The 26628-nt window shown below is 71.3% G+C and carries 26 protein-coding genes; 18 read left to right on the forward strand and 8 right to left on the reverse strand.

The features are described from left to right. Window positions 1-108: 108 nt before the first annotated feature. Genes ACFTQE_RS09290 through pnuC form a run of 3 tightly spaced genes read left to right on the forward strand, consistent with a single transcriptional unit; the run spans window position 109 to window position 3244 of the window. A complete protein-coding gene (locus tag ACFTQE_RS09290) occupies window positions 109-2079 on the forward strand; it encodes a thioredoxin domain-containing protein (RefSeq protein ID WP_376924784.1) in 1971 nt (656 codons plus the stop codon). Between the two features lie 53 nt (window positions 2080-2132). Further along, on the forward strand, window positions 2133-2564 hold the full coding sequence (locus ACFTQE_RS09295) for a DUF3054 domain-containing protein (protein ID WP_376924785.1): 432 nt from the start codon (window positions 2133-2135) through the stop codon (window positions 2562-2564). Next, window positions 2561-3244, forward strand: a complete 684-nt coding sequence (pnuC, locus tag ACFTQE_RS09300; protein WP_376924786.1) for a nicotinamide riboside transporter PnuC — start codon at window positions 2561-2563, stop codon at window positions 3242-3244. Before ACFTQE_RS09295 ends, pnuC begins: the two co-directional genes overlap by 4 nt. Here pnuC and ACFTQE_RS09305 read toward each other — a convergent pair. Continuing rightward, window positions 3195-3527, reverse strand: coding sequence for a hypothetical protein (locus ACFTQE_RS09305; protein ID WP_376924787.1), 333 nt, complete (start codon window positions 3525-3527; stop codon window positions 3195-3197). The genes pnuC and ACFTQE_RS09305 overlap by 50 nt on opposite strands. Before the next feature lie 198 nt (window positions 3528-3725). Here ACFTQE_RS09305 and ACFTQE_RS09310 point away from each other — a divergent pair, with 198 nt between their 5' ends. Together ACFTQE_RS09310 and ACFTQE_RS09315 are read left to right on the forward strand one after the other, a co-directional pair. Beyond that, complete coding sequence (locus ACFTQE_RS09310; RefSeq protein WP_376924788.1) at window positions 3726-4283, forward strand: RBBP9/YdeN family alpha/beta hydrolase; 558 nt, start codon at window positions 3726-3728, stop codon at window positions 4281-4283. A gap of 49 nt (window positions 4284-4332) precedes the next feature. Further along, window positions 4333-5979 (forward strand): methyltransferase, encoded by a 1647-nt coding sequence (locus tag ACFTQE_RS09315; RefSeq protein ID WP_376924789.1) that lies wholly within the window; start codon window positions 4333-4335, stop codon window positions 5977-5979. Window positions 5980-6006: 27 nt separating this feature from the next. Here ACFTQE_RS09315 and ACFTQE_RS09320 read toward each other — a convergent pair whose 3' ends face one another. Further along, window positions 6007-6435: a DUF1761 domain-containing protein gene (locus tag ACFTQE_RS09320; protein ID WP_376924790.1), complete on the reverse strand. Its 429-nt coding sequence runs from the start codon at window positions 6433-6435 to the stop codon at window positions 6007-6009. A 162-nt stretch (window positions 6436-6597) separates the two neighbouring features. Between ACFTQE_RS09320 and ACFTQE_RS09325 the strand changes: the two genes are divergently transcribed. The 3 genes from ACFTQE_RS09325 to ACFTQE_RS09335 all read left to right on the forward strand — a co-directional run bounded on the left by ACFTQE_RS09325 (window position 6598) and on the right by ACFTQE_RS09335 (window position 9514). Further along, window positions 6598-7530, forward strand: coding sequence for a J domain-containing protein (locus ACFTQE_RS09325; RefSeq protein WP_375837612.1), 933 nt, complete (start codon window positions 6598-6600; stop codon window positions 7528-7530). A gap of 96 nt (window positions 7531-7626) precedes the next feature. Beyond that, window positions 7627-8895 carry a M18 family aminopeptidase gene (locus tag ACFTQE_RS09330; protein WP_376924791.1) on the forward strand — a complete coding sequence of 423 codons (1269 nt, stop codon included), beginning with the start codon at window positions 7627-7629 and terminating at the stop codon, window positions 8893-8895. An 82-nt stretch (window positions 8896-8977) separates the two neighbouring features. After that, the gene (locus tag ACFTQE_RS09335; RefSeq protein ID WP_376924792.1) at window positions 8978-9514 is read left to right on the forward strand and encodes a rhodanese-like domain-containing protein; all 537 of its coding nucleotides are present in this window, start codon (window positions 8978-8980) and stop codon (window positions 9512-9514) included. A gap of 82 nt (window positions 9515-9596) precedes the next feature. Here ACFTQE_RS09335 and ACFTQE_RS09340 read toward each other — a convergent pair whose 3' ends face one another. Together ACFTQE_RS09340 and ACFTQE_RS09345 are read right to left on the reverse strand one after the other, a co-directional pair. Beyond that, window positions 9597-9794, reverse strand: coding sequence for a hypothetical protein (locus ACFTQE_RS09340; protein WP_376924793.1), 198 nt, complete (start codon window positions 9792-9794; stop codon window positions 9597-9599). 76 nt (window positions 9795-9870) lie between these two features. Further along, a complete protein-coding gene (locus ACFTQE_RS09345; RefSeq protein WP_376924794.1) occupies window positions 9871-11244 on the reverse strand; it encodes an L-serine ammonia-lyase in 1374 nt (457 codons plus the stop codon). 236 nt (window positions 11245-11480) lie between these two features. Here ACFTQE_RS09345 and ACFTQE_RS09350 point away from each other — a divergent pair, with 236 nt between their 5' ends. Together ACFTQE_RS09350 and ACFTQE_RS09355 are read left to right on the forward strand one after the other, a co-directional pair. Further along, window positions 11481-12488: an ATP-binding cassette domain-containing protein gene (locus ACFTQE_RS09350; RefSeq protein ID WP_376924795.1), complete on the forward strand. Its 1008-nt coding sequence runs from the start codon at window positions 11481-11483 to the stop codon at window positions 12486-12488. Continuing rightward, complete coding sequence (locus tag ACFTQE_RS09355) at window positions 12485-13330, forward strand: ABC transporter permease (protein ID WP_376924796.1); 846 nt, start codon at window positions 12485-12487, stop codon at window positions 13328-13330. The genes ACFTQE_RS09350 and ACFTQE_RS09355 overlap by 4 nt, the downstream gene beginning before the upstream one ends. Window positions 13331-13339: 9 nt before the next feature. Here the strand turns inward: ACFTQE_RS09355 and ACFTQE_RS09360 are convergent, their stop codons facing one another. After that, a complete protein-coding gene (locus ACFTQE_RS09360) occupies window positions 13340-16576 on the reverse strand; it encodes an ATP-binding protein (protein WP_376924797.1) in 3237 nt (1078 codons plus the stop codon). 45 nt (window positions 16577-16621) lie between these two features. Between ACFTQE_RS09360 and ACFTQE_RS09365 the strand changes: the two genes are divergently transcribed. Then, window positions 16622-17680, forward strand: coding sequence for a GNAT family N-acetyltransferase (locus tag ACFTQE_RS09365; RefSeq protein ID WP_376924798.1), 1059 nt, complete (start codon window positions 16622-16624; stop codon window positions 17678-17680). Window positions 17681-17698: 18 nt separating this feature from the next. Here ACFTQE_RS09365 and ACFTQE_RS09370 read toward each other — a convergent pair whose 3' ends face one another. Continuing rightward, window positions 17699-18130 (reverse strand): GNAT family N-acetyltransferase, encoded by a 432-nt coding sequence (locus ACFTQE_RS09370; protein WP_376924799.1) that lies wholly within the window; start codon window positions 18128-18130, stop codon window positions 17699-17701. A gap of 83 nt (window positions 18131-18213) precedes the next feature. On the opposite strand from ACFTQE_RS09370, the gene ACFTQE_RS09375 reads away from it, so the two are divergent. From ACFTQE_RS09375 to ACFTQE_RS09400, 6 genes are all read left to right on the forward strand, one after another. Next, window positions 18214-18981, forward strand: a complete 768-nt coding sequence (locus tag ACFTQE_RS09375; RefSeq protein ID WP_376924800.1) for an alpha/beta hydrolase — start codon at window positions 18214-18216, stop codon at window positions 18979-18981. A 137-nt stretch (window positions 18982-19118) separates the two neighbouring features. Then, window positions 19119-19370 carry a helix-turn-helix domain-containing protein gene (locus tag ACFTQE_RS09380; RefSeq protein WP_375837596.1) on the forward strand — a complete coding sequence of 84 codons (252 nt, stop codon included), beginning with the start codon at window positions 19119-19121 and terminating at the stop codon, window positions 19368-19370. Continuing rightward, window positions 19363-19854, forward strand: a complete 492-nt coding sequence (locus ACFTQE_RS09385) for a Clp protease N-terminal domain-containing protein (protein WP_376924801.1) — start codon at window positions 19363-19365, stop codon at window positions 19852-19854. The genes ACFTQE_RS09380 and ACFTQE_RS09385 overlap by 8 nt, the downstream gene beginning before the upstream one ends. Before the next feature lie 28 nt (window positions 19855-19882). Then, complete coding sequence (locus tag ACFTQE_RS09390; RefSeq protein ID WP_376924802.1) at window positions 19883-20839, forward strand: ABC transporter ATP-binding protein; 957 nt, start codon at window positions 19883-19885, stop codon at window positions 20837-20839. Then, on the forward strand, window positions 20836-21678 hold the full coding sequence (locus ACFTQE_RS09395; RefSeq protein ID WP_376924803.1) for an ABC transporter permease: 843 nt from the start codon (window positions 20836-20838) through the stop codon (window positions 21676-21678). Before ACFTQE_RS09390 ends, ACFTQE_RS09395 begins: the two co-directional genes overlap by 4 nt. A gap of 215 nt (window positions 21679-21893) precedes the next feature. Next, window positions 21894-23795, forward strand: coding sequence for a CocE/NonD family hydrolase (locus ACFTQE_RS09400; protein ID WP_376924804.1), 1902 nt, complete (start codon window positions 21894-21896; stop codon window positions 23793-23795). 99 nt (window positions 23796-23894) lie between these two features. On the opposite strand, the gene ACFTQE_RS09405 is transcribed toward ACFTQE_RS09400, so the two are convergent. Next, the gene (locus tag ACFTQE_RS09405; protein WP_374191138.1) at window positions 23895-24386 is read right to left on the reverse strand and encodes a CoA-binding protein; all 492 of its coding nucleotides are present in this window, start codon (window positions 24384-24386) and stop codon (window positions 23895-23897) included. 140 nt (window positions 24387-24526) lie between these two features. After that, window positions 24527-25822 carry an O-acetylhomoserine aminocarboxypropyltransferase/cysteine synthase family protein gene (locus ACFTQE_RS09410; protein ID WP_375837586.1) on the reverse strand — a complete coding sequence of 432 codons (1296 nt, stop codon included), beginning with the start codon at window positions 25820-25822 and terminating at the stop codon, window positions 24527-24529. Between the two features lie 139 nt (window positions 25823-25961). Here ACFTQE_RS09410 and ACFTQE_RS09415 point away from each other — a divergent pair, with 139 nt between their 5' ends. Continuing rightward, window positions 25962-26627, forward strand: coding sequence for a hypothetical protein (locus ACFTQE_RS09415; protein WP_376924805.1), 666 nt, complete (start codon window positions 25962-25964; stop codon window positions 26625-26627). The last annotated feature ends 1 nt before the right edge of the window (window position 26628 follow it).

A 26628-nucleotide genomic window follows, 5' to 3' on the forward strand; every position in this document is an offset into this window, starting at 1 on the left:
CTGCAGCCCCCGAGCTGCACCACCACGCACACGACCGAAGGCCGCCCGACAGGGCGGCCTTTCGCCGTTAACCGAACCACCACACAACCACCTCGCTATCCTGAGGGAATGGGCAGCCGGCTCGGCGATGCGATGAGCCCCTATCTGCGCGCTCACGCGTCGAACCCGGTCGACTGGTACCCCTGGGGCGAAGCGGCATTCGAGGCGGCCCGGCAACGGGATGTACCGGTGCTGATCTCCGTCGGGTACGCGACCTGTCACTGGTGCCACGTGATGGCCAGGGAGAGCTTCAGCGATCCCGCGGTCGCCGCAGTGCTGAACGACGGATTCGTGGCGATCAAGGTCGACCGAGAGGAGCATCCCGATGTCGACGCGAGCTACCTCGCGGCTGCTTCCGCGTTCACGCGCGACCTGGGCTGGCCGCTGACCGTGTTCGCCTCGCCGGAAGGGCGTGCGTTCTACGCCGGCACGTACTTCCCGCCGCACGAGCTCCGCGGCACCCCCTCCTTCACGAACGTGCTCGCCGCCGTCAGCGCAGCCTGGCGGGACCGGCGCGCGGAGCTGGACGCGACGGCGTCGGCAGTGGCCGAGGCATTGGCCGCGGCATCCGCTGTTCGAACCGAGGGTGCGCTGCCGCGTCGTGACGAGTTGGAGGGCGCCGTCGAGGCGCTCGCCGCCCAGGAGGATCGGGTGCACGGCGGATTCGGCGGTGCGCCGAAGTTCCCGGTGGCGCCCGTGCTCGAGTTCCTGACGGCAGCCGGCGGATCGGGCAGGGCGCTGGCCGAGCGGACCGTGCGGCTCATGGGCGCATCCCCGCTGCACGACCCGGTCGACGGCGGGTTCTTCCGCTACGCGACGCGGGCGGACTGGAGCGAGCCGCACTACGAGCGGATGCTCACCGACAATGCGCTGCTCCTCCGGGTTGCGACCGAGCTCGGGCGGGCATGGCCGAGCGACGAGCACACGCTGTCGATCGCCGACGGCATCGCGAGGTTCCTGATCGACCGGTTGCAGTTGCCGAGCGGCGGATTCGCGAGCGCCCAGGACTCGGAGAGCGTGATCGACGGCGAGCGGAGCGAGGGCGGGTACTACCGACAGGACTCCGAAGGGCGGGCGCGGCTCGCGCCCCCGCCCCTCGACGAGAAGGTGCTCACCGGATGGAACGGACTCGCGATCGCCGCGCTCGCGAGGCACGGACTCGTGCGCGGGGACGCGCAGTCGGTGGAGGCGGCGAGACGCTGCGCAGCGCTGTTGCTGGCCACGCACCTGCTGCCCGACGGCAGTCTCGTTCGGGCGTCGCTCGATGGGCTGGCCTCGACGGCCGTCGCGACCCTCGAGGACACGGGCATGCTCGCCGGCGGGCTCCTCGAACTCGCAGCAGTGACCGGTGAGTCGGGTTACGCGGTCGCAGCGCGCGCCCTCGTCGATGCGGCGATGGCGGCCGCGAGTGCCGATCAGGATGGGGACAGCAGACTCCCGTTCGCAGCACCGGGCGGGGGAGACCCCGTGCTGCGGGCGCGCGGCCTCCAGCTGCCCGACGATCCGGCGGAGGGCGCAGCCCCATCGGGGGTCACCGCCTGCGCGGATGCCGCGTGGCGACTGCACCTGCTGGGAGCCGGCGATGCGTATCTCGCCGCGGCGGAGCAGGCGATGTCGTCCGTGGCGGGCATCGCACTGGAGCGCCCGCTCGCGTTCGGCGGCGCACTCGCGCTCATGACGAGGCTCGCGGCGCCGGTCGTGCAGCTCGTGACGGTCGTGCCCGAGCGCGCCGGCAGCGGGCCCGAACGCATCGACAGCGACCCCGAGCACGCGGACGCCGACGGGGACGCGGACGGGGACGTGGACGGTGTCGCACCCGAGGAACTCGCGCTCGTCGCAGCGACCCGGGCGCACGAGGCATCCGTCGTCGTCATCGTCGACGAGCGGCAGGCACGCGAGTTCGCGGAGGCGGGATTCTCGCTGTTCGATGCGCGCACTGCGCGCGACGGGAAGGCCGTCGCGTACCGCTGCGAGGCGTTCGTCTGCGCGCTCCCGGTCGAGGACCCGTCGATGCTCGGAGCACTCGGCCCGCTCGAGTGAGGGCGGGGCGCATCGGGTGCGCACGAGAACTCCGGGATCCGTACGATGAGAGCATGACGCAGCCCGTGAAGCACCGCCCCGGCACGATCGCGATCGCGGCGATCCTCGATGCGGTGCTCGTCGTCGTCTTCGTGTCGATCGGCCGGAGGAGCCACGCCGAGGGGCTCGACCTCGCGGGAATCGCGGGCACGGCGTGGCCCTTCCTCGCCGCCCTCGTGGCGGGCTGGCTCGCGGCGCGAGCGTGGCGGCATCCGCTCGCCGTCTGGCCGACCGGCGTCATCGTCTGGGCGGTGACCGTCGTGGGCGGCATGCTGCTCCGCGCGGTGAGCGGCCAGGGCACGCAGCTCGCGTTCATCATCGTCGCGACCCTGACGCTCGCCGCCTTCCTGCTCGGATGGCGGCTCATCGCGATGCTCGTGACGCGCGGCGCGCGTGCCAGGGCCGAGGCGGGTGCCGCCGACCCCTCGCGGGGCGATCCGGCATGAACCCCATCGAGTGGCTCTTCGACGCCCAGCTCGTGATCGGCGACCAGGTCATCCTCTGGCGCGAGATCGTCGGCAACGTGTTCGGGCTCGCGAGCGCGCTCGGCGGGCTCCGGCGCAAGGTCTGGGCGTGGCCGGTCGGCATCGTGGGCAACGCGCTGCTCTTCACGGTCTTCATGGGCGCGCTCTTCGAGACGCCGAACCCCGTGAACCTGCTCGGTCAGGCCGGGCGGCAGCTCATGTTCATCGCCGTGTCGATCTACGGCTGGGTGCGCTGGTCGCAGCACCGTCAGGTGAGCGACTCCGCGGTCGAGCCGAGGTGGGCGAGCGCGCGAGCCCGCATCCTGCTCGGAGTCGCCCTCCTCGGCGGCACGCTCGTGCTGACCCCGATCTTCCGGGCTCTCGGCTCGTTCGAACCGGTCTGGGCCGATGCGTGGATCTTCATGGGGTCGCTGCTCGCCACGTGGGGCATGGCCAAGGGATGGACGGAGTTCTGGCTCATCTGGGTCGCCGTCGACATCGTCGGCGTGCCGCTGCTCATCAGCGCCGGCTACTACGCCTCGGCGCTGCTGTACGTCTTCTACGGACTGTTCACGATCTTCGGCTTCATCACCTGGATGCGCGTGCAGCGGGTCACCAGCGCGACGGCACCCGGTCGAGCACCGACCACACCGCAGGGCTGAGGTCGGGATGCTCGAGGGCGATCTCGCGCAGCAGCTCGTACTCGAACTTCGCGACGTCGCCCTCGCGCGCGGCCGGGTGATAGGCGCGGGCCCGCACCGTGCGCCAGCGCTCGGAGTGGAGCCGGTCTTCACGCAGCGTCGCGACGACCTGTTCGTCGACCGATGGCAGGTCGGGCAGGAACACCCACGGGTCCTCGCCGAGGCGGCATCGGAGCTCGATGAGCGCCGAGAGCTCGTCGCGTGCGTCTTGACGCAGCCGCTCGAGTGTCGTCGACTCTGCCATGCGCACCTCCCCTCGCCTTGTCTCGATCGTAATCAACGCTAAACGCACCGTGTGACGGGCGGGTTACAGAGCGCAACCCGACATGTACTCCAGATGACGAATCGATGACGGTCGGCATCGTCGTCGCGCCGGCCACCTGCTTGAATGGTGCGCACTGCCGGGAGCCGCCATGCCGGCCGAACCTGAGGGGCACGAGTCTTGACGTACCTGATCCTGCACGGCTACGAGAACCGGCGCCCCGACGGGCACTGGCAGCGGTGGCTCGCGTCCGAACTCGAGGGGAGCGGGGCATCCGTTCGCTACCCCCAGCTGCCCGAGCCCGACGAACCCGTGCTCGACGACTGGGTCGCCGCGATCGAGGCCGAACTGGCCGGCACGGACCCCGCGTCGCTGACGGTCGTGTGCCACAGCCTCGGCTGCGCGGCCTGGCTCGTCGTCGCGGCCCGACGCGCGGCCGAAGGGCGAACAGATGCCGCGGCGACCCGACTGCTGCTCGTCGCCCCGGTCTCGGACCCCGTGCTCAGGGGGATCCCGAACGTCGCCGGGTTCGCCCTCGACGGCGAGGCCGTGCACGCCGCCGCCGAACACGTGATCGTGGTCTCGGGTGACGCCGACCCGTACTGCCCCGAGGGGGCCGGCCGCGTCTTCGCCGAGCCGCTCGGTGCCGAGTACGTCACCGTGGCGGGTGGCGGCCACCTCACGATCGACGACGGCTTCGGCCCGTTCCCGCTCGTGCTCGACCTCGCGACCCGCTGACCGAAGCCCCGATCGGATCGCCGCGGCGCGGGTGCGCTTGAATGGTCGAATGAGCACCGAGCCGAATCCGTCGCCCCTCACCGCCGTCGACGAGGCTCGTGCCGACGAGCTGCTGGGCCTCCTGCGTGCCGACCTCGTGGCCGCCGACTTCACGGTCGCTGCGCTCGAGGAACTGTGGGGCGAGGACGCCGCAGCGGCCCTGCATCGGGGCGAGCGCGTGCCCGCGAGGCGGGTGCTCGATGCCCGCAGGCGCGAGCACGGGGCATCCGCCGGCCTCGCGACGCTCGCCGAACTCTTCGTGCTCGGTGTCCCCGTGCCGCACGGCGAGCTCGCCGACGCCCTCGTCGGGCTCGGGGTCGAGGGGGCCATCGAGCTCGGGCTCGTCGGCGATGCCGGCGACGGCGGCGGCTCGGGCCGCGGAGCAACCGTGCGCGCTCGGCTCGACCTGCGTCCGTATGCGTTCACCGATGCGTACGGCGCCGGCGAGTGGTGGATCCTCTCGGACCTCGGAGAGCTCGCCCTCGGACACGCGCTCGGCGAGCACCACGTGCTCGGCGTCGGGGGCGCGTCGATGACGCTCTCGGGACTCATGCTGCCGACGCCCGCGAAGCGCGTGCTCGACCTCGGCACCGGTTGCGGGATCCAGGCGATGCACGCGTCGCGGTTCGCCGAGCGCATCGTCGCGACCGACATCTCCGAGCGTGCGCTCGAGATCGCGCGACTGAACCTGGTGCTGAACGGCATCGGCGGCGTCGAGTTCCGGCTCGGCAGCCTCTTCGAGCCGGTCGCGGGCGAGCGGTTCGACCGCATCGTCTCGAACCCGCCCTTCGTCATCACCCCGCGCATCGAGGGCGTTCCCGAGTACGACTACCGCGACGGCGGCATGGTGGGCGATGCGCTCGTCGAAGCCGTGATCCGCGGGGCTCACGACCATCTCGAGCCCGGCGGCGTCGCGCAGCTCCTCGGCAACTGGGAGTACCGGGGCGTGGGCGCCTCCGCTGGCGGCCCCGCCGGCGCCTCCGCCTCCGACGGCCTCGAACGCGTCGGCGACTGGGCGGCCATGCTCGAGCACTGGGTGATCGAGCGCGAGGTGCAGCACGTCACCGAGTATGCGGAGACGTGGATTCGCGACGGCGGCACGCGGCCCGGCAGCGCCGAGTTCGACCGGCTCTACGATGCCTGGCTCGACGACTTCGCCGCACGCGGGGTCGAGCGCGTCGGCTTCGGCTACGTGCTGCTGCGACGAGCGGATGCCGCGGCATCCACTCGCTCGGAGGGCGGGCTCGCGCGACTCGAGCGCCTGCACGGACCGCTCGGCTCGAACGAGTCCGGACTCGGAGCGCACCTCGCCGAGTGCCTCGCCGGACACGACCGGCAGGCCGCCCTCGACGATGCCATGCTCGCCGCGACCCGGTTCACGGCTGCCGGCGACGTCACCGAGGAGCGTCACTACTGGCCGGGCGACGACGACCCGACGGCGATGCTGCTGCGCCAGGGCGGCGGCTTCGGGCGGGCGATCAGCCTCGACACGGGGCTCGCGGCGCTCGTCGGCGCGAGCGACGGCGAGCTGCCCGTCGGCGCGATCGTGGCCGCGCTGGCCCAGCTGCTCGAGGTCGACGAGACGGCGCTCGCGGGCGAGCTGCTGCCCGCGGTGCGCACGCTCGTCGACGACGGCATGCTGCGATTCGCCGACTGAGGCGGAGCGAGCCGGGCCGGCTCCCCGTCAGACGGTGCCCGCGGGCGGCCAGACTCCGATGATGAGCGCCATGACCACCACGGTCACGAGCTCGTGCCCGATGTTGAGGATGGTGAGCCCGGGCGGGCGGCCCTCGAACACGTCGTGCGTGATGAAGCGTGCGGCGGTGAAGCCTGCCCACAGCATGAGGCCGGTCGTGAACGCCATCAGCAGGTAGTTGCCGCCGAGCGCCGTCCAGGCGACCTGGGTCGCGATCGCGAGCACCCACGCCGAGATGAAGCTCACGATGAGCGTCGTGAGGATCGGTCCGACCGCTCCGCGCTCGCCGGAATCGTCGACCTTCGCGACCCGCATCCAGTAGTTGCCGAAGACCTTCGGCGTGTACCAGATCGATCCCACGAGCATTGTCGACAGCGTGGCGACGATCACGGCCCAGTAATTGACGTCGACGAGCATCTCAGCTCCTCCGACGAGTCACGCGCTCGGTCACGGCAATCTTCACGTCGATCAGCATTTCAGCCTCTCCCACGACCCGCTCGGGCCCCTGTGGTCGGCAGTCTAGACCCGCGTACAGCCGCGCCGCGGTATTCTCGTGGTCGCACATTCGAAAGCGAGCCCATGCCCGACAGTCCGCTCTCCGCCTCACCGTACGAGGTGCTCGGCGTCGCGTCCGACGCGGACGACGCGACGCTGCGGCTCGCCTATCGTCGAGCGCTCCGGAGCGCGCACCCCGACACGGGCGGCGATGTCGTGCGGTTCCACGCCGTGCAACTCGCGTGGGAGCTCGTGGGCACGCCCGATGCGCGTGCGCTCTTCGACCGCGGCGCCCGCGGCGGGGCCCCGGCGCCGAGCCGAGAGGCGTGGGCGCCGGCTGCGCCGAAGCCGCGTCGCGACTCGCGCCCGCTCGCCCGCACCTACGGCCACCCCGGGGGCCTGTCGCGCGAGCGCTACCTCGGGCTGATCCGCGAGTGGGCCGGCCGCGGCGTGACCCTCGCCGACCCCTACGACCCCGCGCTCGTGCGAAGTGCACCACGCGACATCCGTCATGTGCTCGCCGACGCGCTCGCCGAGGAGGCGAGTGCCCGCTCGCTGTCGACGCTGGGCATCGCCTACACCGTGTGGCACGACGTCGCGACGGATGCCGCGGGCCACGGCCTGCCGCCGAAGCTCGACCACCTCGTGCTCGGCCCGACGGGCCTCTTCGCGATCCAGTCCGAGGACTGGGGCGGGCCCGTCGCCATGAAGCGCGGCGAACTGGTCGGCGCGGCGCTCGACGGGGAGCGCCCGGTGCGAGCGCTCGCCGCGCGCGCGAAGGCGATCGGTCGCGCCGCCAAGGTCAAGCCGACCGCGCTCATCATCGTCGTGCCCGACGAGCACGCCGAGGAGTCCCTCGAGCTCGGCGGCACGAATCGCGGCGCCGTCGTCGCGCTCGTGCGTCGCTCGCGCCTCGCGAGCGCGGTGCGCGAGGGCCTGCCGGGGTCGGCCCACCTCGGCGGCACCGAGGTCATGGAGGTGCGTTCGCGCCTGCAGGCCGTCGTGCGGTTCGCCTGACCTGCGCTGCCGCGCGGCGGGCGCGAGCACGAGCTGGTTCGCCCGACGCCGAGCGGCGAACTCGACCACGGGCCGCGAGCGGTGTTGGATGGGAGGATGCCCGCATCACGCACTGACGCCTACATCGCCGACTTCGCCGATTTCGTCCGCGCCTCGCCGTCGTCGTACCACGCGGCGGAAGAGGTCGCGCGCCGTCTCGAATCCGCCGGCTTCGATCGACTCGACGAGCGCGACGAATGGCCGTCGGGCGGAGGACGCCACGTGGTGGTTCGCGACGGCGCCGTCATCGCGTGGGTGACGCCGGCGGCCGCGGGCGGCACGACGCCGTTCCGCGTGCTCGGCGCTCACACTGATTCGCCGTCGTTCAAGCTGAAGCCGCGCCCGACGTCGAGCTCCGAGGGCCTGTTGCAGGCGGGGGTCGAGGTCTACGGCGGGCCGCTCCTGAACTCGTGGCTCGACCGCGAACTCGAGCTCGCGGGCCGCATCGTCACCGACGACGGCGCCACGCACCTCGTGCGGACCGGCCCCATGCTGCGCATCCCGCAGCTCGCGATCCACCTCGACCGCGAGGTCAACAAGGGGCTCACCCTCGACAAGCAGCGCCACGTGCAGCCGATCTGGGGTGCCGGCGGCACGGGAGACGTGCTCGAGGTGCTCGCGGCCTCGGCCGGGGTCGACGCCGAGCGGATCGTCGGCCATGACGTGCTCGTCGCCGACACGCAGGCGCCGGCGCGGTTCGGCCTCGACGACACCCTGTTCGCCTCTGGGCGCATGGACAACCTGAGCTCGGTCTATGCCGGGCTCGTGGCCCTGCTCGAGGTGCCCGGCGATGCCGGTCATGTCAGCGTGCTCGCCGCGTTCGATCACGAGGAACTCGGCTCCGAGTCGCGCTCGGGTGCGAGCGGCCCCTTCCTCGACGACGTGCTCGTGCGCATCGGCGCCGGGCTCGGCGCCGGCGACATCGAGCGTCGGCGTGCGTACGCGGCATCCTGGATCGTCTCCTCCGATGCGGGCCACGCGGTGCACCCGAACTATCCCGAACGGCACGACCCGGCGAACCGGCCCTCGCTCGGCGGGGGTCCGCTGCTCAAGCTCAACGCCAATCAGCGCTATGCGAGCGACGCCGAGGGTGCGGGGTTCTGGGCGGCGGTCTGCCGGCAGGCGGGCGTCGAGACGCAACCGTTCGTCTCGAACAACTCGATCCCGTGCGGCTCGACCATCGGCCCGCTCTCGGCGACCCGGCTCGGCATCCGCACGGTCGATGTCGGCGTGCCGTTGCTCTCGATGCACTCGGCGCGCGAGCTCGCGCACGTCGACGACCTCGCCGCACTCGGCGCTGCCGTCACCGCCTTCTTCGCGGGCTGACGACCACGAGTGGCGGGATGTCGCGCCACGACGGCGCGATATTCCCTGCCCTCGACCGGCGGCGGCTGACAGTGTGAACAGCATGACCGAGACGATCACGGCCACGCCGCCGACAGCCGCACCCGCACCCTCACCTGCGCTCTTCGCGCACGTCGCCGACCGCGACGCGGCGATCGCGCACTTCCGGGGCCGGCTCGGCTTCGAGGCCGACGTCTCGGATGTCGCCGCCGCGCTCGCCGGTTCGGAGCCGGGCTTCGTGCTCGTCGACACCCGCAACGACGCCTCGTGGTCGCAGGGCCACGTGCCCGGCGCCGTGCACCTGCCGTGGCGCCGCATCGCCGCAGAGGCCGCCGCGCTGATCCCCACCGGCACGCCGGTCGTCGTCTACTGCTGGGGTCCGGGATGCAACGGGGCGACGCGCGCCGCACTCGAGTTCGCGCTGCTCGGCCACCCCGTGAAGGAGATGATCGGCGGATTCGAGTACTGGGTGCGCGAGGGATTCGCCTACGACACCGCCGACGGGCCGGCCCAGCTCGCGGCCGACCCGCTCACGAACGTCGTCGAGACGGGACTCGGCGGCGGCGCCGTCGCCGACGGCGTCATCAGCTGCGCCTGCTGACGCGGGCGCGCCGAGCACGGGTGGGCGCCGGCCGGGACACCGGCACCCACCCGGCAGTCCCATGCGGCTGCCGGCTCCGGTCTCAGCGCAACGGGCTGCGCCGGCCCTCGAGCCACATCGTGTGGTCGCGCAGGCCGTTGCGCACCGCGGCCTTGATGATCAGGTAGCCGATCCAGAGCATGAGCCCGAGCACGGCGAGATAGATCACGAGGCCGATGACGAGGCCGATGAGGCCTGCGCCCCAGAGCAGATCGGGCATGTTCGGGTCGGGGGTGTCCATCTGCACAGCGTGTCAGACGCTCGCGTGCACCGCGAGATTCCCGATCGGGGGACACGGCGGGTGCCGTGCCCGCCGATCAGCACTCGATGACGTTGACCGCGAGCCCGCCCTCGCTCGTCTCCTTGTACTTCGTCATCATGTCGATGCCCGTCTGCCGCATGGTCTCGATGACGGTGTCGAGGGAGACGACATGCGTGCCGTCGCCGTGCAGTGCGAGGCGTGCGGCGGAGACGGCGGTCGACGAGGCGATCGCGTTGCGCTCGATGCAGGGCACCTGCACGAGGCCGCCGACGGGATCGCAGGTGAGGCCGAGGTGGTGCTCCATGGCGATCTCCGCGGCGTTCTCGATCTGTCGGGGCGTCCCGCCGAGCACGGCGCAGAGTGCACCGGCCGCCATCGCGCACGCCGAACCGACCTCCGCCTGGCACCCGCCCTCGGCACCCGAGATCGAGGCGTTCTTCTTGACGAGGGAGGCGATCGCCGCGGCGGTCAGCAGGTATCGGCGGATGCCGGCAGCATCGGCACCGGGCACGAACTTCAGGTAGTAGTGGCCGACGGCCGGGATGATGCCGGCCGCGCCGTTCGTCGGGGCCGTGACGACCCGCCCGCCCGACGCGTTCTCCTCGTTCACCGCGAGCGCGAACGCGTGCAGCCATTCGGTCGAGGTGTCGCGCAGATGCTCGTCGCGGTCGTACTCCTCGAGGCGCTGTCGCACGAGCGATGCGCGCCGCTTGACCCGCAGGCCGCCGGGCAGGGTGCCGTCGGCCGAGAGCCCGTTCGAGACGCACTCGGCCATCGCCGCCCAGATCGCGTCGAGGCCGTCGTCGATGCCCTGCTCGCCGTGGACCGCGACCTCGTTGTACCGTGCGACGTCGCACAGCGAGACGCCGTGCTCCTCGCAGAGTGCGAGCAGTTCGTCGGCGCTCGAGTAGGGCAGCGGATGCCGCAGCGCCTCGGCCTCGGACGCCGTCTCGCCCTCGCGGCGGATGAACCCGCCGCCCACCGAGTAGTACGTGTCTTCCGCGAGGGGGAGCGCGTCGTCGCCCCACGCCTGCAGCGTCATCGCATTGGGGTGGCCGGGCAGGCGGGTGCGCGGTTCGAGGGCGACATCGCTGCGGAGCATCCGGATCGTGTGCGTGCCGACGATGCGCACCTCGGCGCCGTCATCGCCGAGACCCGCCCAGGCGCCGCGAACCTCGTCGGGGTCGCAGTCGTGCGGCTCGAGGCCGGCCAGGCCGGCGACGACCGCGTCGGGAGTCCCGTGCCCGAGGCCGGTGGCGCCGAGCGAGCCGTACAGCGAGCACGTGATGCGGGTGACGCGGTCGAGCACGCCGTCTCGCGCGAGGTGTTCGGCGAACGCCCGTGCGGCCCGCATCGGGCCGACGGTGTGGGAACTCGAGGGGCCGATCCCGATCGAGAAGAGATCGAGGGCTGAGACGAACGCTGTCACCCTTCAAGGCTACGCCGCAGGGCGCGCAGTGTTGTGGCGGGAACTCGCAGATTCATGCGCATCCGGCGTTCGCGGCGCGGGTTCGGCGCAAGATCGGCGCCCCGCACGCACGTCGCCGGTCAGGGCGTCCGTCGCGGGGCAGCGGCGGTCAGCGGCTGTCGGAGTCCGTCGCGGCCGTCAGGGCGCTGTGAGCGCCGCGTGAGCGTCGTGCAAGCACGCGCGCCCACTGTGTACCCATGACCACACACACATCACCCGATTGGGCCGTCGAGGCCGAGGGGCTCGTCAAGACGTTCGGTGCGAATCGCGCCGTCGACGGCGTCGACCTCCGCGTCGCCACCGGGTCCGTCTACGGCGTGCTCGGCCCGAACGGCGCGGGCAAGACGACCACCATCTCCATGCTCGCGACGCTGCTCAAGCCCGACGGCGGCAGCGCCCGCATCTTCGGCCACGACGTGCAGCGCGAGGCGCAGGTCGTGCGTCAGCTCATCGGCGTCACGGGCCAGTACGCCTCCGTCGACGAGACGCTCTCGGCCACCGAGAACCTCTTCCTGTTCTCGCGACTGCACGGACTGAGCGCCGCGGACTCGCGTCGCAAGGCCACCGAACTCCTCGAGGAGTTCGGCCTGACGGATGCCGCGAAGCGACCGCTGAAGAACTTCTCCGGCGGCATGCGCCGTCGTCTCGACCTGGCCGCGAGCCTCATCGCGCAGCCGCCGCTCATCTTCCTCGACGAGCCGACGACGGGCCTCGACCCGCGTACGCGCATCCAGATGTGGGACACCATCCGCCGCCTGGTGTCGTCGGGGTCGACGGTGCTGCTGACCACGCAGTACCTCGACGAGGCCGACCAGCTCGCCGATCGCATCGCGGTCATCGACCGCGGCCGCGTGGTCGCGGAAGGCACGGCCAACGACCTCAAGGCCTCCGTGGGGGAGTCCACCCTCGAGCTGCGGCTCGTGAACCTCGGTGACGCCGACGACGCGCGCGTCGCGATCCAGCGCGTGCTGGGCGTCGCGGCATCCGCCTCGCCGGAGGCCGGTCGCCTCACCGCGCCCATGAACGACCCCGACCTCGTCACCGAGTTGCTCGTGACGCTCCGCGACGAGGGCATCCACCTCGCCGAGATGAGCGTGCAGAAGCCGACGCTCGACGAGGTCTTCCTCACCCTCACCGGTCACGGCGTCGAATCCGACGACGCGGGGACCGGAGCATCCGCCGAGCTCGAAGGGAGCCGCGCATGACCACCACCATGCTTTCCCCGAAGGCGACCGCCGCGTCGCCGATCACCCCGGGCGCCCAGCGCACGCTCAAGAACCGCGTCTCGATCTCCGAGACCGTCTCGCACACGCTCACCATGGCGTACCGGGGCCTGCTGAAGATCAAGCGCACCCCCGAGCAGCTCGTCGACGTGACGGTGCAGCCGATCCTGTTCACCCTGATGTTCACGTACATCTTCGGCGGTGCGATCGCGGGCGACGTCGCGAGCTACCTGCCGATCATCATTCCGGGCATCCTCGTGCAGACCGTCATCACGACCTCGGTCGTCACGGGCGTGCAGCTTCGCGAGGACATGGACAAGGGCGTGTTCGATCGGTTCCGCTCCCTGCCGATCGCGCGGATCGCGCCCCTGTCGGGCGCCCTGCTCGCCGACACCGTGCGATACGGCATCGCGACCACCCTGACCTTCGTGATGGGCTACCTCATGGGATTCCGCCCCGAGGGCGGTATCTGGTCGGTCGTCGGGGCCGGGCTCCTCGTCATCGCCTGCTCGTGGGCGATCAGCTGGATCTTCGCCTTCTTCGGCGTGATCGCTCGCACCGCATCGAGCGTGCAGGGCGTCTCGATGATCGTGCTCTTCCCGCTGACGTTCCTCTCGAACGCGTTCGTGCCGGCCGACACGATGCCCGACTGGCTGCAGTGGTTCGTCGACATCAACCCGGTCTCGCACCTCGTGACCGCGGTCCGCGACCTCGTGAACACCGGTACGTGGGGGCCCGACGCGGGCGTCTCGCTGCTCGGCGCGGCCGTCATCGTCGCGGTCTTCGCACCGCTCACGGTGCGGGCGTACATGCGGAAGGCGTAGCCGCCTCGGCTACGGGACCCGCTCCGAGAGGAGCTCGACGGCCCGGTCGACTGCGGCATCCGGAGACACGGATGCCGCGGCCGACCGGGCTTCGTGCACCCGCGCCGCACCGAGCCGCTGCTCGGCGGCCTCGACGCGGGCCGTGAGCGCGAGCAGCGGCAGGTCCTGGCGCGGCGACAGCCGCTCGGCGAGGGCGAGCAGCTCGAGTGCCCGGTCCTCGAGCGATGGCACCGTCATCGCCCAACTCGACCAGCCGACGAGCGCGGTGCCTAGCACGGGCTTGTCGATGTACCCCGGCCTGACCCGGTGCATGGCGAGCGTGCGTGCGCGGAGCCGCCGTGCCGTGTCGGCGATCTCGTTCCCGTCACGGTCGTCGTCGACCCCGGCGGCGACGAACGCCGCGAGCGAGAGGACGTACCAGGGCGACGCCCGGCGGCCGGGCAGCGCGTATCGTTCGAGCGCGCGATGCGTGTGCTCGACGGAGTTGGCGGTCTCCCCGCGGGTGCGCGCCGCCTCGGACAGCCCGAGCTCGCCGATCGCGCCGAGATCGAAGCGGATGTCGCCCGTGCGATCGCCCTGCGTCATCCGTTCGAATCGCTGCTCGGCCTCGTCGAGTCGGCCGAGCGAGAGCAGCGCCACCGCCTCGATCCACTCGAGCTGCAGCAGGTCGGGGGCCGCACCGAACCATCGCAGGCGCCGCGCCGCCTCCTCGCTCCAGCGCAGCGCCTCGGAGGGCCGCGCCGTCTGGCTGGCGAGCTGGGCGAGGGTCATCGCCGCCATCGCGCCGATCCATGCCTCCCCGCTCCGCTCCGAGAGTTCGAAGGCGCGACGTGCCGCCGTCGCGGCGCGATCGATCTCGCCTTCGTTCTCGGCGACCTGGGCGGTGAGGATGCCGCCGAGCAGCGCCTCGGCGAGGTCGTCGGAGGCGGTCATCCGTTCGAGCGACGCGTGCGCGTGATCGAGATCGGAGAGGCCCAGGAGGAACTCCGCAGCTCCGCGCTGCCACGGCGCGAGTTCCGCACCCGAGCGGATGATCCGGCGGAGCCGTGAGAGCGCGATGAGCCCTTGGCGGTGCTCGGCGACGAGCGCCGTCGCCGACATCGTGATGTACGCGGTCGCCGCCAACTCGTTGAATCGCGGTTCGGGCGTGTACCCGGTGCTCGCCGTCAGCAGGTCGCCGATGAAGGAGAGCACCTCGTCGTGGTTGCCGCGCACCGACCACGAGTAGGCCAGCACCGCGAAGACGCCGAGTGCCACGCGCGCGTCGCGCCCGGCGATCGCGGCCCTCAGGATCGACACCAGGTTGTCCTGCTCGAGCGCGACACCGTGCAGCATCTCGATCTGGCGGTGGTCGGCGGTGCGCTCGACACCGTCGAGTGCGAACTCCACGGCCCACTCGAACATCGCGCGTCGAGCGTCGTCGGCATCGCCGGCGGCGTCGAGCTCGAGCTGGCCGAACTCTCGCACGGTCTCGAGCATGCGATAGCGCGGGGCGGTCGAACCGGGCGGCTCGGCCACAGCGAGCAGCGACTGGGCGACGAGCGCATCGACGACGTGGTCGGCGGTCTCCGCCGTGGCGGCGTCGCCGTCGTCGCCGATCATGCGGGCTGCTGCGTCGACGCCGAATCCGTCGACGAACAGCGAGAGCCGCGCGAGCGCACGCTGCTCGGCCGGTTCGAGCAGGCGCCAGCTCCACTCGATGACCGCTTGCAGCGTGCGGTGCCGTTCGGGAGCCGACCGGTCGCCGGAGACGAGCAGGGCGAAGCGGTGCTCGAGGCGCGCCTCGATCTGCTCGACCGACATCGAGCGCACGCGTGCTGCCGCGAGTTCGATGGCGAGCGGGAGCCCGTCGAGGTGCGTGCAGAGTCGCTCGACGGCCTCGCGGGGGAGCGAGACACCGGGACGCGCCGAGTTCGCCCGGTCTCGGAACAGCTGCACCGCGGCACCGGGCACCCCGTCGGCGTTCACCGTCGGGAGGGCGCCGAGCGGATAGACGTGCTCCGCGGTGATCGCGAGCGGGCTGCGGCTGGTGGCGAGCACGCGGAGATGCGGAGCCGATGCCAGGAGCGTCGCGGTCCAGCGCGCCGCGCCGTCGATGACGTGCTCGCAGTTGTCGAGCACGAGCAGCGTCGGGCGCTCGGCGAGCTGCTGGACGACGCGGGTGGCGAGGTCTGGTCGGGGCGCCGCATCGGAGAGGCGGGTGCTCACCGACGGCTCGCCGATGCCGAGCGTCGAGGCGAGGGCGAGCGTGACATCGTCATCGCTGCGGATGCTCGCGAGCTCGACCACCACGACCGCGGGATCGTCGGCGCGAGCCGCGACCGCCTGCGCGAGCCGGGTCTTGCCGAGCCCGCCGGGACCGAGCACGGTCACGAGTCGTGCCGACCCGAGCAGCGCGGAGATCGCCGCGACGTCGTGCTCGCGGCCGAGCAGCTCGTTGGGTTCGGCGCGGAGGCCGAGGCGCACGCGGTGCTCGATTCCCGGCTCATCGTCGAGGAGCCTGGTGTTGAGGGCGACGAGCTCTGCGCCAGGGGAGGCGCCGAGCTCGTCGCGAAGGCGCGCGCGGAATCGCCCGAAGGCCTCGAGCGCCTCCTGGCGGCGTCCGTCGTCGGCCATCGCCTGCAGCAGGAGGAGTTGCCGCCGCTCGTTCAGCGGATGCGTCGTCGCGAGCCTGCCCGCATCGTCGGCGGCACCGCCGGGGTCGCCGGTCGCGAGCCGCGCCCGGGCCCGCACCTCGTGCAGCTCGTCGTTGATAGCTGCCGCGGATCCGGCGAGTTCGGCCCCGATCGGGGCGTCGCCGAGATCGGCGCCGGGTTCGCCGCGCCACAGCGCGAGGGCATCCTCGACCGCTGCCAGGGCCTCGCCCGGCTCGTGGTCGAGGAGGGATCGAGCATCGGCGAGGAGCGACCGCGCCAGGGCGAGATCGCTCGGCCGCTCGTCGGCCGCGAGTGCGTACCCGCTCGTCGTGGAGACGATGAGGCCTTCGACCGTCGCACCGCGAGCGCGCGAGACGAGGGTCTGCAGCGCTGCACGGGGGTTGCGCGGCTGGGCCTCGCCCCACAGCTCGGCCGCGATCGCGTTCGTGCTGAGGCCGCGCCGGCCGGGCTGGTCGGCGGCCTCGGCGAGCAGCGCGATGAGCGCCTTCGCGAGGGTGCCGGGCGGCTCGACGAGTTCGCCGCTCCGGCCCGCGACGAGCACGGGCCCGAGCAGGGCGACTCGGGGTGCATCGGTCGTGGTCGGCGGCACGCTGTCGAGCCTAATGCCGGGCTGCCCGCCGTAGGCTGGACGGCGATGCAGACCGACAGCCGCCAGCTCACCATCCGTCCGATCCGCGACGCCGACCTCGCCGCCGAACCCGCCCTCATCGCCGCCGCGTTCGCTGCGGGCCCCTACGGGCACCTGCCGGTGAGCGAGGAGCGACGCGCGCTCCAGCGCGACGTTTCGGGGCGCGCGGCATCCGGGGCCGTGCTCGTGGCCGTCGCCGAAGACGAGCGACTGCTCGGCACCGCGAGCGTGCTGCGCGCGGGCACGCCGTACTCGCGAGTCGCGATCGGCGACGAGGCCGAGGTGCGGCTCGTGGCCGTCGACCCTTCCGCCCAGGGTGCGGGCATGGGGGAGGCGCTGATGCGGGCGAGCATGGAGACCGCCTTGGGGTGGGGCGCCGACGCGCTGCTGCTCGACACCGGTGAACGCAACCTCCGGGCGCAGGCCCTCTACGCGCGGCTCGGATTCGAGCGGCAACCCGAGCGCGACGAGCACTTCGGCGACGTGCTGGCGTTCGCGTACCGCTTCGCCCTGCAGGAGCAGGCCGACCTCCGCGTGCGACTCATGCGCCCCGACGAGGTCGGGCCGGTCACCGAACTCGTCGAAGCCGCGTACGCGAGCGACTTCGAGCTGAGCGATGCATACCGTGCCGACATCGTCGCGGTCGCCGAGCGCGCACGCGACCACCAGGTCTGGGTGGCGACGGATGCCTCGAGCGGCGCGCTCCTCGGCACGGCCTCGACCCCCGTGGCGGGCGCGGCGATCTCGCCGCTCGCGCGGGCGGGGGAGCTCGATTTCCGCTTCCTCGGGGTCGCCGCTGATGCCCGTCGCCGCGGTGTGGGCGAGGTGCTCGTCGCGCACGTGCTCCGGCTCGCGCGCATCCGCGGCCTCGAGCGGGTCGTCTTGAACACCGGGCCCGACATGCTGGCGGCGCAGCGGCTCTACGACCGTCTCGGATTCGAGCGGCTGCACGAGCGCGAGTTCATGTTCGAACGCCCCGATGGCACGGGTTTCCTCATGATGGCCTACGGGCGCGACGCCGGCGTCGACGCCGGCAGCGTGCGCGGGGAGTCGGGCGCAGCCTGAGCGGTCCGCCGGCCCGGGTCAGTCCGCGGCGACGGGCGTCACGCGCGCCATCCACTGATCCGGGCGCTCCAGCGCCGCGAAGCCGAACCGCTCGTAGAGGCTGTGCGCATCGGCGGTCGTGAGCCCGATGCGGCGGAGCCCGAGCGGCTCGAGCGTCGCCATGACCTGCTCGACGATCGCCACGCCGATGCCCCGACCTCGCGCGTCCGCGTCGACGAACACGTCGCACAGCCAGGCGAACGTCACGCCGTCGGTGATCACCCGCGCGTAGGCGAGCTGCGTGCCGCTCGCCCGGTCGTAGATGCCGTAGTTGCGCGACCCGGCGACGGCGGCCTCGAGCGCCGCACGTGAGCGGCCGAGTGCCCAGTACGACTCCTCGGCGAGCCAGGTGTGCACGCGGTCGAGGTCGAGGCGTGCAGGGTCGGCGGAGAACTCGAGGTCGTCGTGCATGCTCCGATGGAACCGCAGCGACGCCCGCGGGGCAACGGCCAATTCGAGGTCGGTGGCCCGCGCCGCTCTGCGAGACTGATGCGATGTCGACCACTGCACCGCACCAGCCGCGCCGCACTCCGACGGGCCGTCGCGTCGTCCGAGTGCTGCTCGCGGTGCTCGTCGTCCTCGTCCTCGTCGTCGTCGGGTTCCTGGTGTGGGCGAAGACCGTGATGCAGGGCGAGCGACCGGCCTCGCTCGAGGCCTGGACCGATGAGCGCGTCAGCATCGAGTCGTTCGACGACTCGATCGTCATGACGCCGCTCGACGGCGCATCGGATCGCGGGCTCGTCTTCATTCCCGGCGCCAAGGTCGACCCGTACGCGTACCTGGCCAAGCTCGTCGACGCGGTGGCGGAGACCGGCACGACCGTGATCATCACCAAGCCGATCCTGAACCTGGCGTTCTTCGACCAACGGCCGCTCGACACCTTCACACGCCACGCGCCCGAGGTGTCCGAGTGGTACGTGGGCGGCCACTCGCTCGGCGGAGTGCGTGCCTGCATGATGGCGGGTGAGGAGGACGTCGCTGGCATCGTGTTCTTCGGCTCGTACTGCGCGAACGATGTCAGCGACTCCGGACTCGCCGTGCTCAGCATCGCGGGCACCGACGATGGGCTCAGCACCCCCGAGAAGATCGGAGACGCGGCGCACCTGCTGCCCGCCGACGCGGTCTTCGTCGAGATCGACGGCGCCAACCATGCGAGCTTCGGCGACTACGGCGTGCAACCCGGCGACGGCGTCGCGACGGCGACCGATCGCGAGGTGCGCGACGAGATCACGCGTGCGCTCGCCGCGTTCTGGGCCGAGTAGCTCGCTGAACTCCGGGCCGATGGGAGGCCGAGTTCCGGGGCGGACTCCTGCGCTGTTCCCGCCCGTGACCGAGCGCGTTCCGTGGCCTTTTAGCAACTTCAGTTGACAAAACTGGATAAGCAACCTAAGTTGCTTCTATGACCCCGCCTCCGCCGCCTCAGCAGATCCCGGACCCCACCGGCGCCGAAGCCGACGATCTCGCCGCAGTCGTGGCACTGCGCGAGCTCGCCGACCGACTCGAGGACGCAGCCGTGGAACGCGCGATGCGCGAGGGGTGGAGCTGGACGCAGGTCGCCGAAGCCCTCGGCGTCACCCGGCAGGCCGTGCACAAGAAGCACCACCGTCGGCTCGAACTCGCCGGCATCGAACTGAGGAGGCGCAATGCCTGACCGCCTGGAAGACGACACACTCGACCCGACGCTGAAGCAGGTCATCGTCAACGCGATCGACGAGGCGATCGATCGCGGCGCGGCGAGCGTCGAGGCCGAGCACCTGCTGCTCGCGATCTCGGCCGGCCACGACGTCGCCGGCCGCACGCTCGCCGAGTTCGGTCTCGACCACGACGGCGTGGACGCCGCGCTCCGCGGTGAACGCGAACGGTCGTTGCGTGCGGCCGGCATCGAGCCCGTCGCCGAGGAGCGACTCGCCGCCACGCGGAAGTCGCGGCCGACCTGGGGAGCGACGGTGCGCGAGGCGCTGCGGCGTGCCGACTTCACGAGCCACCGGAACCGTGGCCGAACCGAGCGGGATCGACTCGCCGTCGCCGACGCGCTCGTCGGCATCCTGCGTGCCGATCTCGGCACCGTCCCCCGTGCGCTCGCCTACGCGGGCGTCGATCGAGCCGCGCTCATCGACGCACTCGGGCGAGCCTGACCACGCCCGGCACAGGTCAGGGGCGGAGATGACGACCGAGGCCGATGGACTCGCGATCGAGGTCGAAGGACTCCGGTTGCGGTATGGCACGACCGACGTGCTGCATGACGTCGCGTTCCAGGTGCGCCGGGGTGAAGTGCTGGCACTGCTCGGCCCGAACGGAGCGGGCAAGACGTCGACGATCGAGATCCTCGAGGGGTTCCGCATGCGATCCGCGGGACGCGCCGAGGTGCTGGGAGCCGACCCGGCCCGTGGCACCGAGCAGTGGCGTGCCCGCATGGGCATCGTGCTGCAGTCGTGGCGCGACCACCCGAAGTGGCGTGTGCGCGAGCTCCTCGCGTTCCAGGGCTCGCTCTACGAGCCGTATTCGACGGCACTGATCCGCCGGCCGTGGGACGTCGACGACCTCCTCGCCGCCGTCGGACTCACCGACCAGGCCGAGCGACCGATCAAGGTGCTCTCAGGAGGCCAGCGACGACGGCTCGACGTCGCGATCGGTCTCGTGGGCCGCCCCGAGCTCGTCTTCCTCGACGAGCCGACGACCGGACTCGATCCGAAGGCGCGACGCGACTTCCATGAACTCGTCCGGCGCATCCGCGACGACTTCGAGACAACGGTGCTCATCACGACGCACGATCTCGACGAAGCGGAGAAGCTCGCCAGTCGGATCGTCATCCTGGCGCGCGGACGCATCGTCGCCGACGGCACGCCCGAGGAGCTCACCCGGCAGATCGCCGGGCACGACGAAGTGCGCTGGGTCCAGGGCGGCGAACGTCACGAGCGGCACGGCCCGGACTCGACCGCATTCGTCCGCGCACTGTTCGCACGCGACGGGGCGGACATCCGCGACCTCGAACTCCGCCGCGCGTCGCTCGAGGACGCCTACCTGGCGCTCGTGAAGGACGCCGAATCGGCGAGCGATGACCTCGACGCCGAGCCCGAGCCCTCGGGCGCGGTTCCCGAACCGAATGGAGCACCGCGATGACCGCCGTCGCCCCCCTCCGCGCCGGGATCGGACGCGGCCTCATCGAGCTTCGGCAGGCGTTCACCGGCATGGAGCTCGTGGGCCAGCTGCTCTGGCCGGTCGCCACGCTCGTGACCGTGTACTTCCTCCGCGACGTCGTCATCGGCGGCACGGCGTCCTCGCTCGGCACGATCATCCTGCCGGGTGCGCTCGGCATGTTCGTCGCGTTGGGCATGCTGCTCGTCGTGCAGCAGCTCGCCGCCGATCGCGAGGACGGCACGCTCCTGCGCGCCAAGGCGACGCCGAACGGCATCCGCGCCTATCTCGTGGGCAAGCTCGTGCAGATCTCGGCGACGATCCTCGCGTACCTCGCCATCATCCTGATCCCGGGGGCCGTCCTCGTCGACGGCCTCGAGATCTCGGACCCGTACTCGTGGATCACCTTCGCGTGGGTGCTGGTGCTCGGCCTCGTCGCGACGCAGGCCATCGGCGTGCTCCTCGGATCCGTGATCGCGACGCCGCGGGGCGCGGGATACCTCTCGCTGCCGATCCTCGGGCTCATCGCCATCTCGGGCATCTTCGCCCCGATCACCGCACTGCCCGACTGGCTGCAGTGGATCGCCCAGGTGTTCCCGATCTACTGGCTCGGGCTCGGCATGCGCGCGTCGTTCCTGCCCGACGATGCGGTGGTCATCGAGATCGGCGAATCGTGGCGCCAGCTCGAGACGGCGGCGGTGCTCGGCGCCTGGGCGATCGTCGGGCTCGTGCTCGCGCCGATCGTGCTGCGGCGCATGGCTCGGCGCGAGTCGGGATCGCGCGTCGCCGATCGCCGTGAGCAGGCCATGCGGCGGGTGGGATAGCACCCGACCCTCCGACCCGGATTGTTGACCAATCTCGGTCGAGCACCGTAGGTTGCCACATAACATCCCGGAAATCACCGGAGTGGCACGGACTTCGGTGCGCTTTCGACACCATTCGCCGAAGAACACCGGCGTCCGACGTCGCCGCCGCTCCCTCAGGAAGAGCCCAGCACTCCCAATGGGACGATCGCGTCCCGCGACGGAAGGACCTCATCGTGAAATCCAGAATTCTCGCCCTCGCGGGCTCGGTGGTCATCGCGGCGCCGCTGGCGCTCGGTGCGGCCGCGACGGCCAGCGCGGCACCGGGAGACAACCCTCCGGTCACGCTCGTGGACGACGTCACCGCCCCGATCTACGACTACTCCGGCGCCATCCGGGAGACGGTGTGGGTCATCGCCCCCGACCTCGACGGAGATGGTGCCGACGAGCGGATCGCGACCGACATCATCCGCCCCCGCGAACTCGACGGCGTCGCACAGGTTCCGGTCATCATGGACGCGAGCCCCTACTACCTGAGCTCCGGACGGGGCAACGAGGCGGAGCGGAAGGTCTACGACGCCGACGGAAACCTCGTCAAGTTCCCGCTCTACTACGACAACTACTTCGTGCCCCGCGGCTACGCCTTCGTCGCCGTCGACATGGCCGGCACCGCCCGTTCGACCGGCTGCACCGATGAGGGCGGCCGCTCAGACATCGAGTCGGTCAAGGCCGTCGTGGAGTGGTTGAACGGCACGGGTGTCGCCCACGATGCCGCTGGCGCGGTCGTCGACGCCGACTGGAGCAACGGCAAGACCGGCATGATCGGCAAGTCCTACGACGGGACCCTGGCCAACGGCGTCGCCGCCACCGGAGTCGAGGGCCTGAAGACGATCGTGCCGATCAGCGCCATCAGCTCGTGGTACGACTACAACCGCTGGCAGGGCGCGGTGAAGTCCTTCAACTACCCGAGCAGCCTGTCCCGGTCGGTCGCCTCCAACCGGACCATCGCGACGGACTGCTCGGCGCGGCTGAACTGGATGAACGCCAACGACGGCGACGAGACGGGGGCCTACACCGACTTCTGGGCCGAGCGCGACTACCGCGAGGGCTCCTCGTACGACGTGTCGAAGGTCACGGCCAGCGTGTTCATCATGCACGGGCTGCAGGACACCAACGTCAAGACGATGAACGCCTCGAAGTGGTGGGAGGACCTCGGCGAGCAGGGCGTCGACCGCAAGATGTGGCTCACCCGCCTCGGGCACGTCGATCCCTTCGACTCCGAGCGCGCGCTGTGGGTCGAGACCCTGCACCGCTGGTTCGACCACGAGCTCATGGACATCGACAACGGCATCGACCGGGAGCCCGCCGTCAGCGTGGAGACCGCGCCGAACCAGTGGGAGCAGTCGGACACCTGGCCGATCTCGTCGGCTCGCACCCAGACGCTGAACCTGCACGCCGACGGCACGATGATGCTCGGCAAGAAGGATCGCTCCACGGCCGGCTATGTCAACTCCACGTCGCTGAGCGAGGCGAACGCGGTCAGGATCGGCGCCAACGCCAACCGACTGCAGTTCCTCACCGGCACGATCAAGCACGACGTCCGGATCTCGGGCACACCGACCCTCGACCTCGACGTGACGCACACGGCCCCGGTCGGGCAGGTGTCGGTCATGCTGGTCGACTACGGCGTGATGGATCGCGTCAGCGCCTCGGGTGACGGCGCGCAGACGCTCAGCACCGAGTCCTGCTGGGGCCCGGCGATCGCGACCGACGACGCCTGCTACCTGGACGTCGCCAAGCGCATCTCGAGTACCGAGCTGCAGGTGCTGGCCCGGGGCTGGGCCCGCCTCGACGGGGCAGGCAACCACAAGGTCACGGTCGAACTGGCCGCCAACGACGTCGTGGTGCCGGCAGGTCATCAGCTCGGCATCGTGATCAGCGGCAGCCGGAACGGTGTCGTGGCCGTGGACAACGCGGCGACCCCGTACACGATCGCGCTGAGCGGTTCGCGCTTGAACCTTCCGGTCTCCGGCCCGATGGCCGGTTTCGGCCCCGGCCACCTGACGGAGAAGGACACCGCGACCCTGAGCCCCGGAACCCTGGCCAACCTCGACGAGACGGTGTGGCCCGGGCGCTGACGCTCGGGGATCCGAGCCCCGCCGGTCGCCCGGCGAGCGGGTCGGCTCGGCGGCGACGGACGATGTCCGTTCGCCGCCGGGTCGGCTCGTGACCGTCGCTCAGCGAACGGTCTTGCGCGCCGTGATCTGGCCGGTGTCGAAGCCGAGCAGGTGCAGGCCCCCGTGGAAGCGGGCGTGCTCGACCTTGATGCAGCGGTCCATGACGACGGTGAGCCCCTGCTCCTCGCCGTAGTACGCGGCCTCCTGGTTCCAGATGCCGAGCTGCACCCAGATCGTCTTCGCGCCCGAGGCGAGCACTTCGTCGACGACCTGCGGGATGTCGGAGCCGCGGCGGAACACCACGACGATGTCGGGCACCTCGGGCAGGTCGGCGAGGCTCGCGTAGGCGGGCTGGCCGAGGATCTCGGTCTCCATGGGGTTCACGAAGTACAACCGGTAGTCGCTCGACTGCTGCAGGTACGTGCCGACGAAGAAGCTCGAGCGCTGCGGCTTCGGCGAGGCGCCGACGATCGCGACCGACTTCGCCGCGTTCAGGATCTTCAGCCGCTGCTTCGCATCGGGCCCGGTCCAGGTGCGCTGCGACTTCAGCAGCTTCGCGAGCGGCGAGCTCGCGGGGAGTTCGCACGAGAGGCCGTTGACGAGGCGCACAGTCTCGAGATCGCCGGTCTCGAGGGCAGCGGATGCCGCGCCATCCGTCTCGCTCAGCGCTGCCGTGCTCGTGGCCTGCGTGGTCATCGTGCTGCTCCCGTCGCGATCGTGAGGGCCTGATCGAGGTCGTCGATGATGTCCTCGACATCCTCGATGCCGACCGACAGTCGCACAACCCCCGGCAGGACGCCTGCGTCGACGAGCTGCTGCTCGGTCAGCTGCGCATGGGTGGTCGATGCGGGGTGGATGATGAGCGTCTTGGCGTCGCCGATGTTGGCGAGGTGGCTCGCGAGGTTGACGTTCTCGATGAGCGCCTGGCCGACGGCGCGGCCGCCCTTCACCTCGAAGCTGAACACGGAGCCCGGGCCCTTCGGCAGGTACTTCAGCGCCCGGTCGTGGTGCGGGTGGCCGGGCAGGCCCGCCCACAGCACGCGCTCGATGCGGGGGTCGCTCTCGAGCCACTCGGCGACGACACGCGCGTTGTCGATGTGCGCCTGGATGCGGTACGGCAGGGTCTCGACGCCCTGCGCGAGCAGGAACGCCGAGTGCGGCGCGAGCGCGGGGCCGATGTCGCGCAACTGCTCGGCGCGGAGCCGAGTGAGGAAGGCGTACTCGCCGAAGTTGCCCGACCACTGGAGGCCGCCGTAGCTCGGCACGGGCTGGCCGAAGAGCGGGAACTTCTCGGAGTGCCAGTCGAAGCGGCCCGACTCGACGACGACGCCGCCGAGCGTGGTGCCGTGTCCGCCGAGGAACTTCGTGGCGGAGTGCGTCACGATGTCGGCGCCCCACTCGATCGGACGGTTCAGGTACGGGGTCGCGATCGTCGAGTCGACGATGAACGGGATGCCGTGCGCGTGCGCGACGTCGGCGAGCGCCTCGAGGTCGGCGATCTCGCCCGAGGGATTCGCGATGGTCTCGACGAACAGGGCCTTCGTCTTGTCGGTGATCGCGGCGGCGTAGTCGGCGGCATCGGCGGACTGCACGAACGTCGTCTCGATGCCGAAGCGGCGGAGCGTGACATCCAACTGGGTGATCGAGCCGCCGTAGAGGTTCGCCGAGGCGACGATGTGATCGCCGGTGCCCGCGAGGCTCGCGAAGGTGATGTACTGCGCCGACAGGCCGCTCGCGGTGGCGACGGCGCCGAGGCCGCCTTCGAGGCTCGCGACGCGCTCCTCGAAGCTCGCAACGGTGGGGTTCGCGAGGCGCGAGTAGATGTTGCCGTACTTCTGCAGGGCGAACCGGGCTGCAGCGTCGGCCGTGTCGTCGAAGACGAAGGCGCTCGACTGGTAGATCGGGAGCGCGCGGGCGCCCGTCACCTGGTCGGGGATGTTGCCCGCGTGGATGGCGCGGGTCTTGAAGCCGTATTCGCGGTCTGCCATGCGGCAACGCTAGCTTCACCGGCGAGATCGCCGCCTCCATCGCGTAACGGAGAGCAACGGGCACGGGCGTGCACCGTCTAGGGTTGGCACGCGCGCGCCGCCGGCCGCGCACCCTTACTCGAGCCGATTCAGGAGCGACATGTCGACATCTTCACTGCACCAGGGCTGGCACGCGCGGCTCAGCCTCGTCTCGGATCCGGCGGAGTTGAAGTCGCACGGCTCGAAGGGCGTCGTGATCATGGGCGTCTCGATCGCGCTCGCCGCAGTGGGCCTGGTGCTCGGGCTGGCCACCGTGACGGTCCTCGGCTGGGTGATGTTCGCCGTCGGCGTCGTGGCCGCGGGAGTCTGGGCGCTCGTTTCGATGAACAGCCGAACGGCCTCGGCGCTGACCGGCGACGACCTCATCGAGATCGTCGTCGCCGACGAGGGGGTCGTCGTGCAGGGCGGGCTGGCCGTGCCATGGGGGGAGATCTCCGAGGTCCGCTACCGCTGGACGGGGCCGATCACGGTGACCGGATCGGGCGCAGCAGGCTCGGGAGCGGATCTTGCGACCTCCGCGCTCGACGCGGCCGGCATCGACCGCGGCATGAAGCAGATCGAGATCCGCCTGAGCGACTACCCGTCCGTCAAGGCCCGAGCGGTGTCGAAGACGCAGAAGCTCGTGCTGTTCGGCCCGATGCTCGGCGACCCCGGATATCTCCACGTCGGCCTGCACGGCCGCAGTGACGCCGAGGTGCGGGCCGTGCTGGAGCTCGTGGCCGACCAGGCCGAACGTCACGCGATCGCCTTCACGCGACAGAGCTGAC

This window comes from Agromyces sp. NPDC056965 (assembly GCF_042673425.1).
Lineage (GTDB): Bacteria > Actinomycetota > Actinomycetes > Actinomycetales > Microbacteriaceae > Agromyces.

Excerpts from the sequence above, each read along its gene's own strand:
- ACFTQE_RS09290 (WP_376924784.1), top strand. The coding sequence starts at position 109 with ATGGGCAGCCGGCTCGGCGATGCGATGAGCCCCTATCTGCGCGCTCAC.
- ACFTQE_RS09295 (WP_376924785.1), top strand. The coding sequence starts at position 2,133 with ATGACGCAGCCCGTGAAGCACCGCCCCGGCACGATCGCGATCGCGGCG.
- pnuC (WP_376924786.1), top strand. The coding sequence starts at position 2,561 with ATGAACCCCATCGAGTGGCTCTTCGACGCCCAGCTCGTGATCGGCGAC.
- ACFTQE_RS09305 (WP_376924787.1), bottom strand. The coding sequence starts at position 3,527 with ATGGCAGAGTCGACGACACTCGAGCGGCTGCGTCAAGACGCACGCGAC.
- ACFTQE_RS09315 (WP_376924789.1), top strand. The coding sequence starts at position 4,333 with ATGAGCACCGAGCCGAATCCGTCGCCCCTCACCGCCGTCGACGAGGCT.
- ACFTQE_RS09320 (WP_376924790.1), bottom strand. The coding sequence starts at position 6,435 with ATGCTCGTCGACGTCAATTACTGGGCCGTGATCGTCGCCACGCTGTCG.
- ACFTQE_RS09325 (WP_375837612.1), top strand. The coding sequence starts at position 6,598 with ATGCCCGACAGTCCGCTCTCCGCCTCACCGTACGAGGTGCTCGGCGTC.
- ACFTQE_RS09330 (WP_376924791.1), top strand. The coding sequence starts at position 7,627 with ATGCCCGCATCACGCACTGACGCCTACATCGCCGACTTCGCCGATTTC.
- ACFTQE_RS09335 (WP_376924792.1), top strand. The coding sequence starts at position 8,978 with ATGACCGAGACGATCACGGCCACGCCGCCGACAGCCGCACCCGCACCC.
- ACFTQE_RS09340 (WP_376924793.1), bottom strand. The coding sequence starts at position 9,794 with ATGGACACCCCCGACCCGAACATGCCCGATCTGCTCTGGGGCGCAGGC.
- ACFTQE_RS09350 (WP_376924795.1), top strand. The coding sequence starts at position 11,481 with ATGACCACACACACATCACCCGATTGGGCCGTCGAGGCCGAGGGGCTC.
- ACFTQE_RS09355 (WP_376924796.1), top strand. The coding sequence starts at position 12,485 with ATGACCACCACCATGCTTTCCCCGAAGGCGACCGCCGCGTCGCCGATC.
- ACFTQE_RS09365 (WP_376924798.1), top strand. The coding sequence starts at position 16,622 with ATGCAGACCGACAGCCGCCAGCTCACCATCCGTCCGATCCGCGACGCC.
- ACFTQE_RS09370 (WP_376924799.1), bottom strand. The coding sequence starts at position 18,130 with ATGCACGACGACCTCGAGTTCTCCGCCGACCCTGCACGCCTCGACCTC.
- ACFTQE_RS09375 (WP_376924800.1), top strand. The coding sequence starts at position 18,214 with ATGTCGACCACTGCACCGCACCAGCCGCGCCGCACTCCGACGGGCCGT.
- ACFTQE_RS09380 (WP_375837596.1), top strand. The coding sequence starts at position 19,119 with ATGACCCCGCCTCCGCCGCCTCAGCAGATCCCGGACCCCACCGGCGCC.
- ACFTQE_RS09385 (WP_376924801.1), top strand. The coding sequence starts at position 19,363 with ATGCCTGACCGCCTGGAAGACGACACACTCGACCCGACGCTGAAGCAG.
- ACFTQE_RS09390 (WP_376924802.1), top strand. The coding sequence starts at position 19,883 with ATGACGACCGAGGCCGATGGACTCGCGATCGAGGTCGAAGGACTCCGG.
- ACFTQE_RS09395 (WP_376924803.1), top strand. The coding sequence starts at position 20,836 with ATGACCGCCGTCGCCCCCCTCCGCGCCGGGATCGGACGCGGCCTCATC.
- ACFTQE_RS09410 (WP_375837586.1), bottom strand. The coding sequence starts at position 25,822 with ATGGCAGACCGCGAATACGGCTTCAAGACCCGCGCCATCCACGCGGGC.
- ACFTQE_RS09415 (WP_376924805.1), top strand. The coding sequence starts at position 25,962 with ATGTCGACATCTTCACTGCACCAGGGCTGGCACGCGCGGCTCAGCCTC.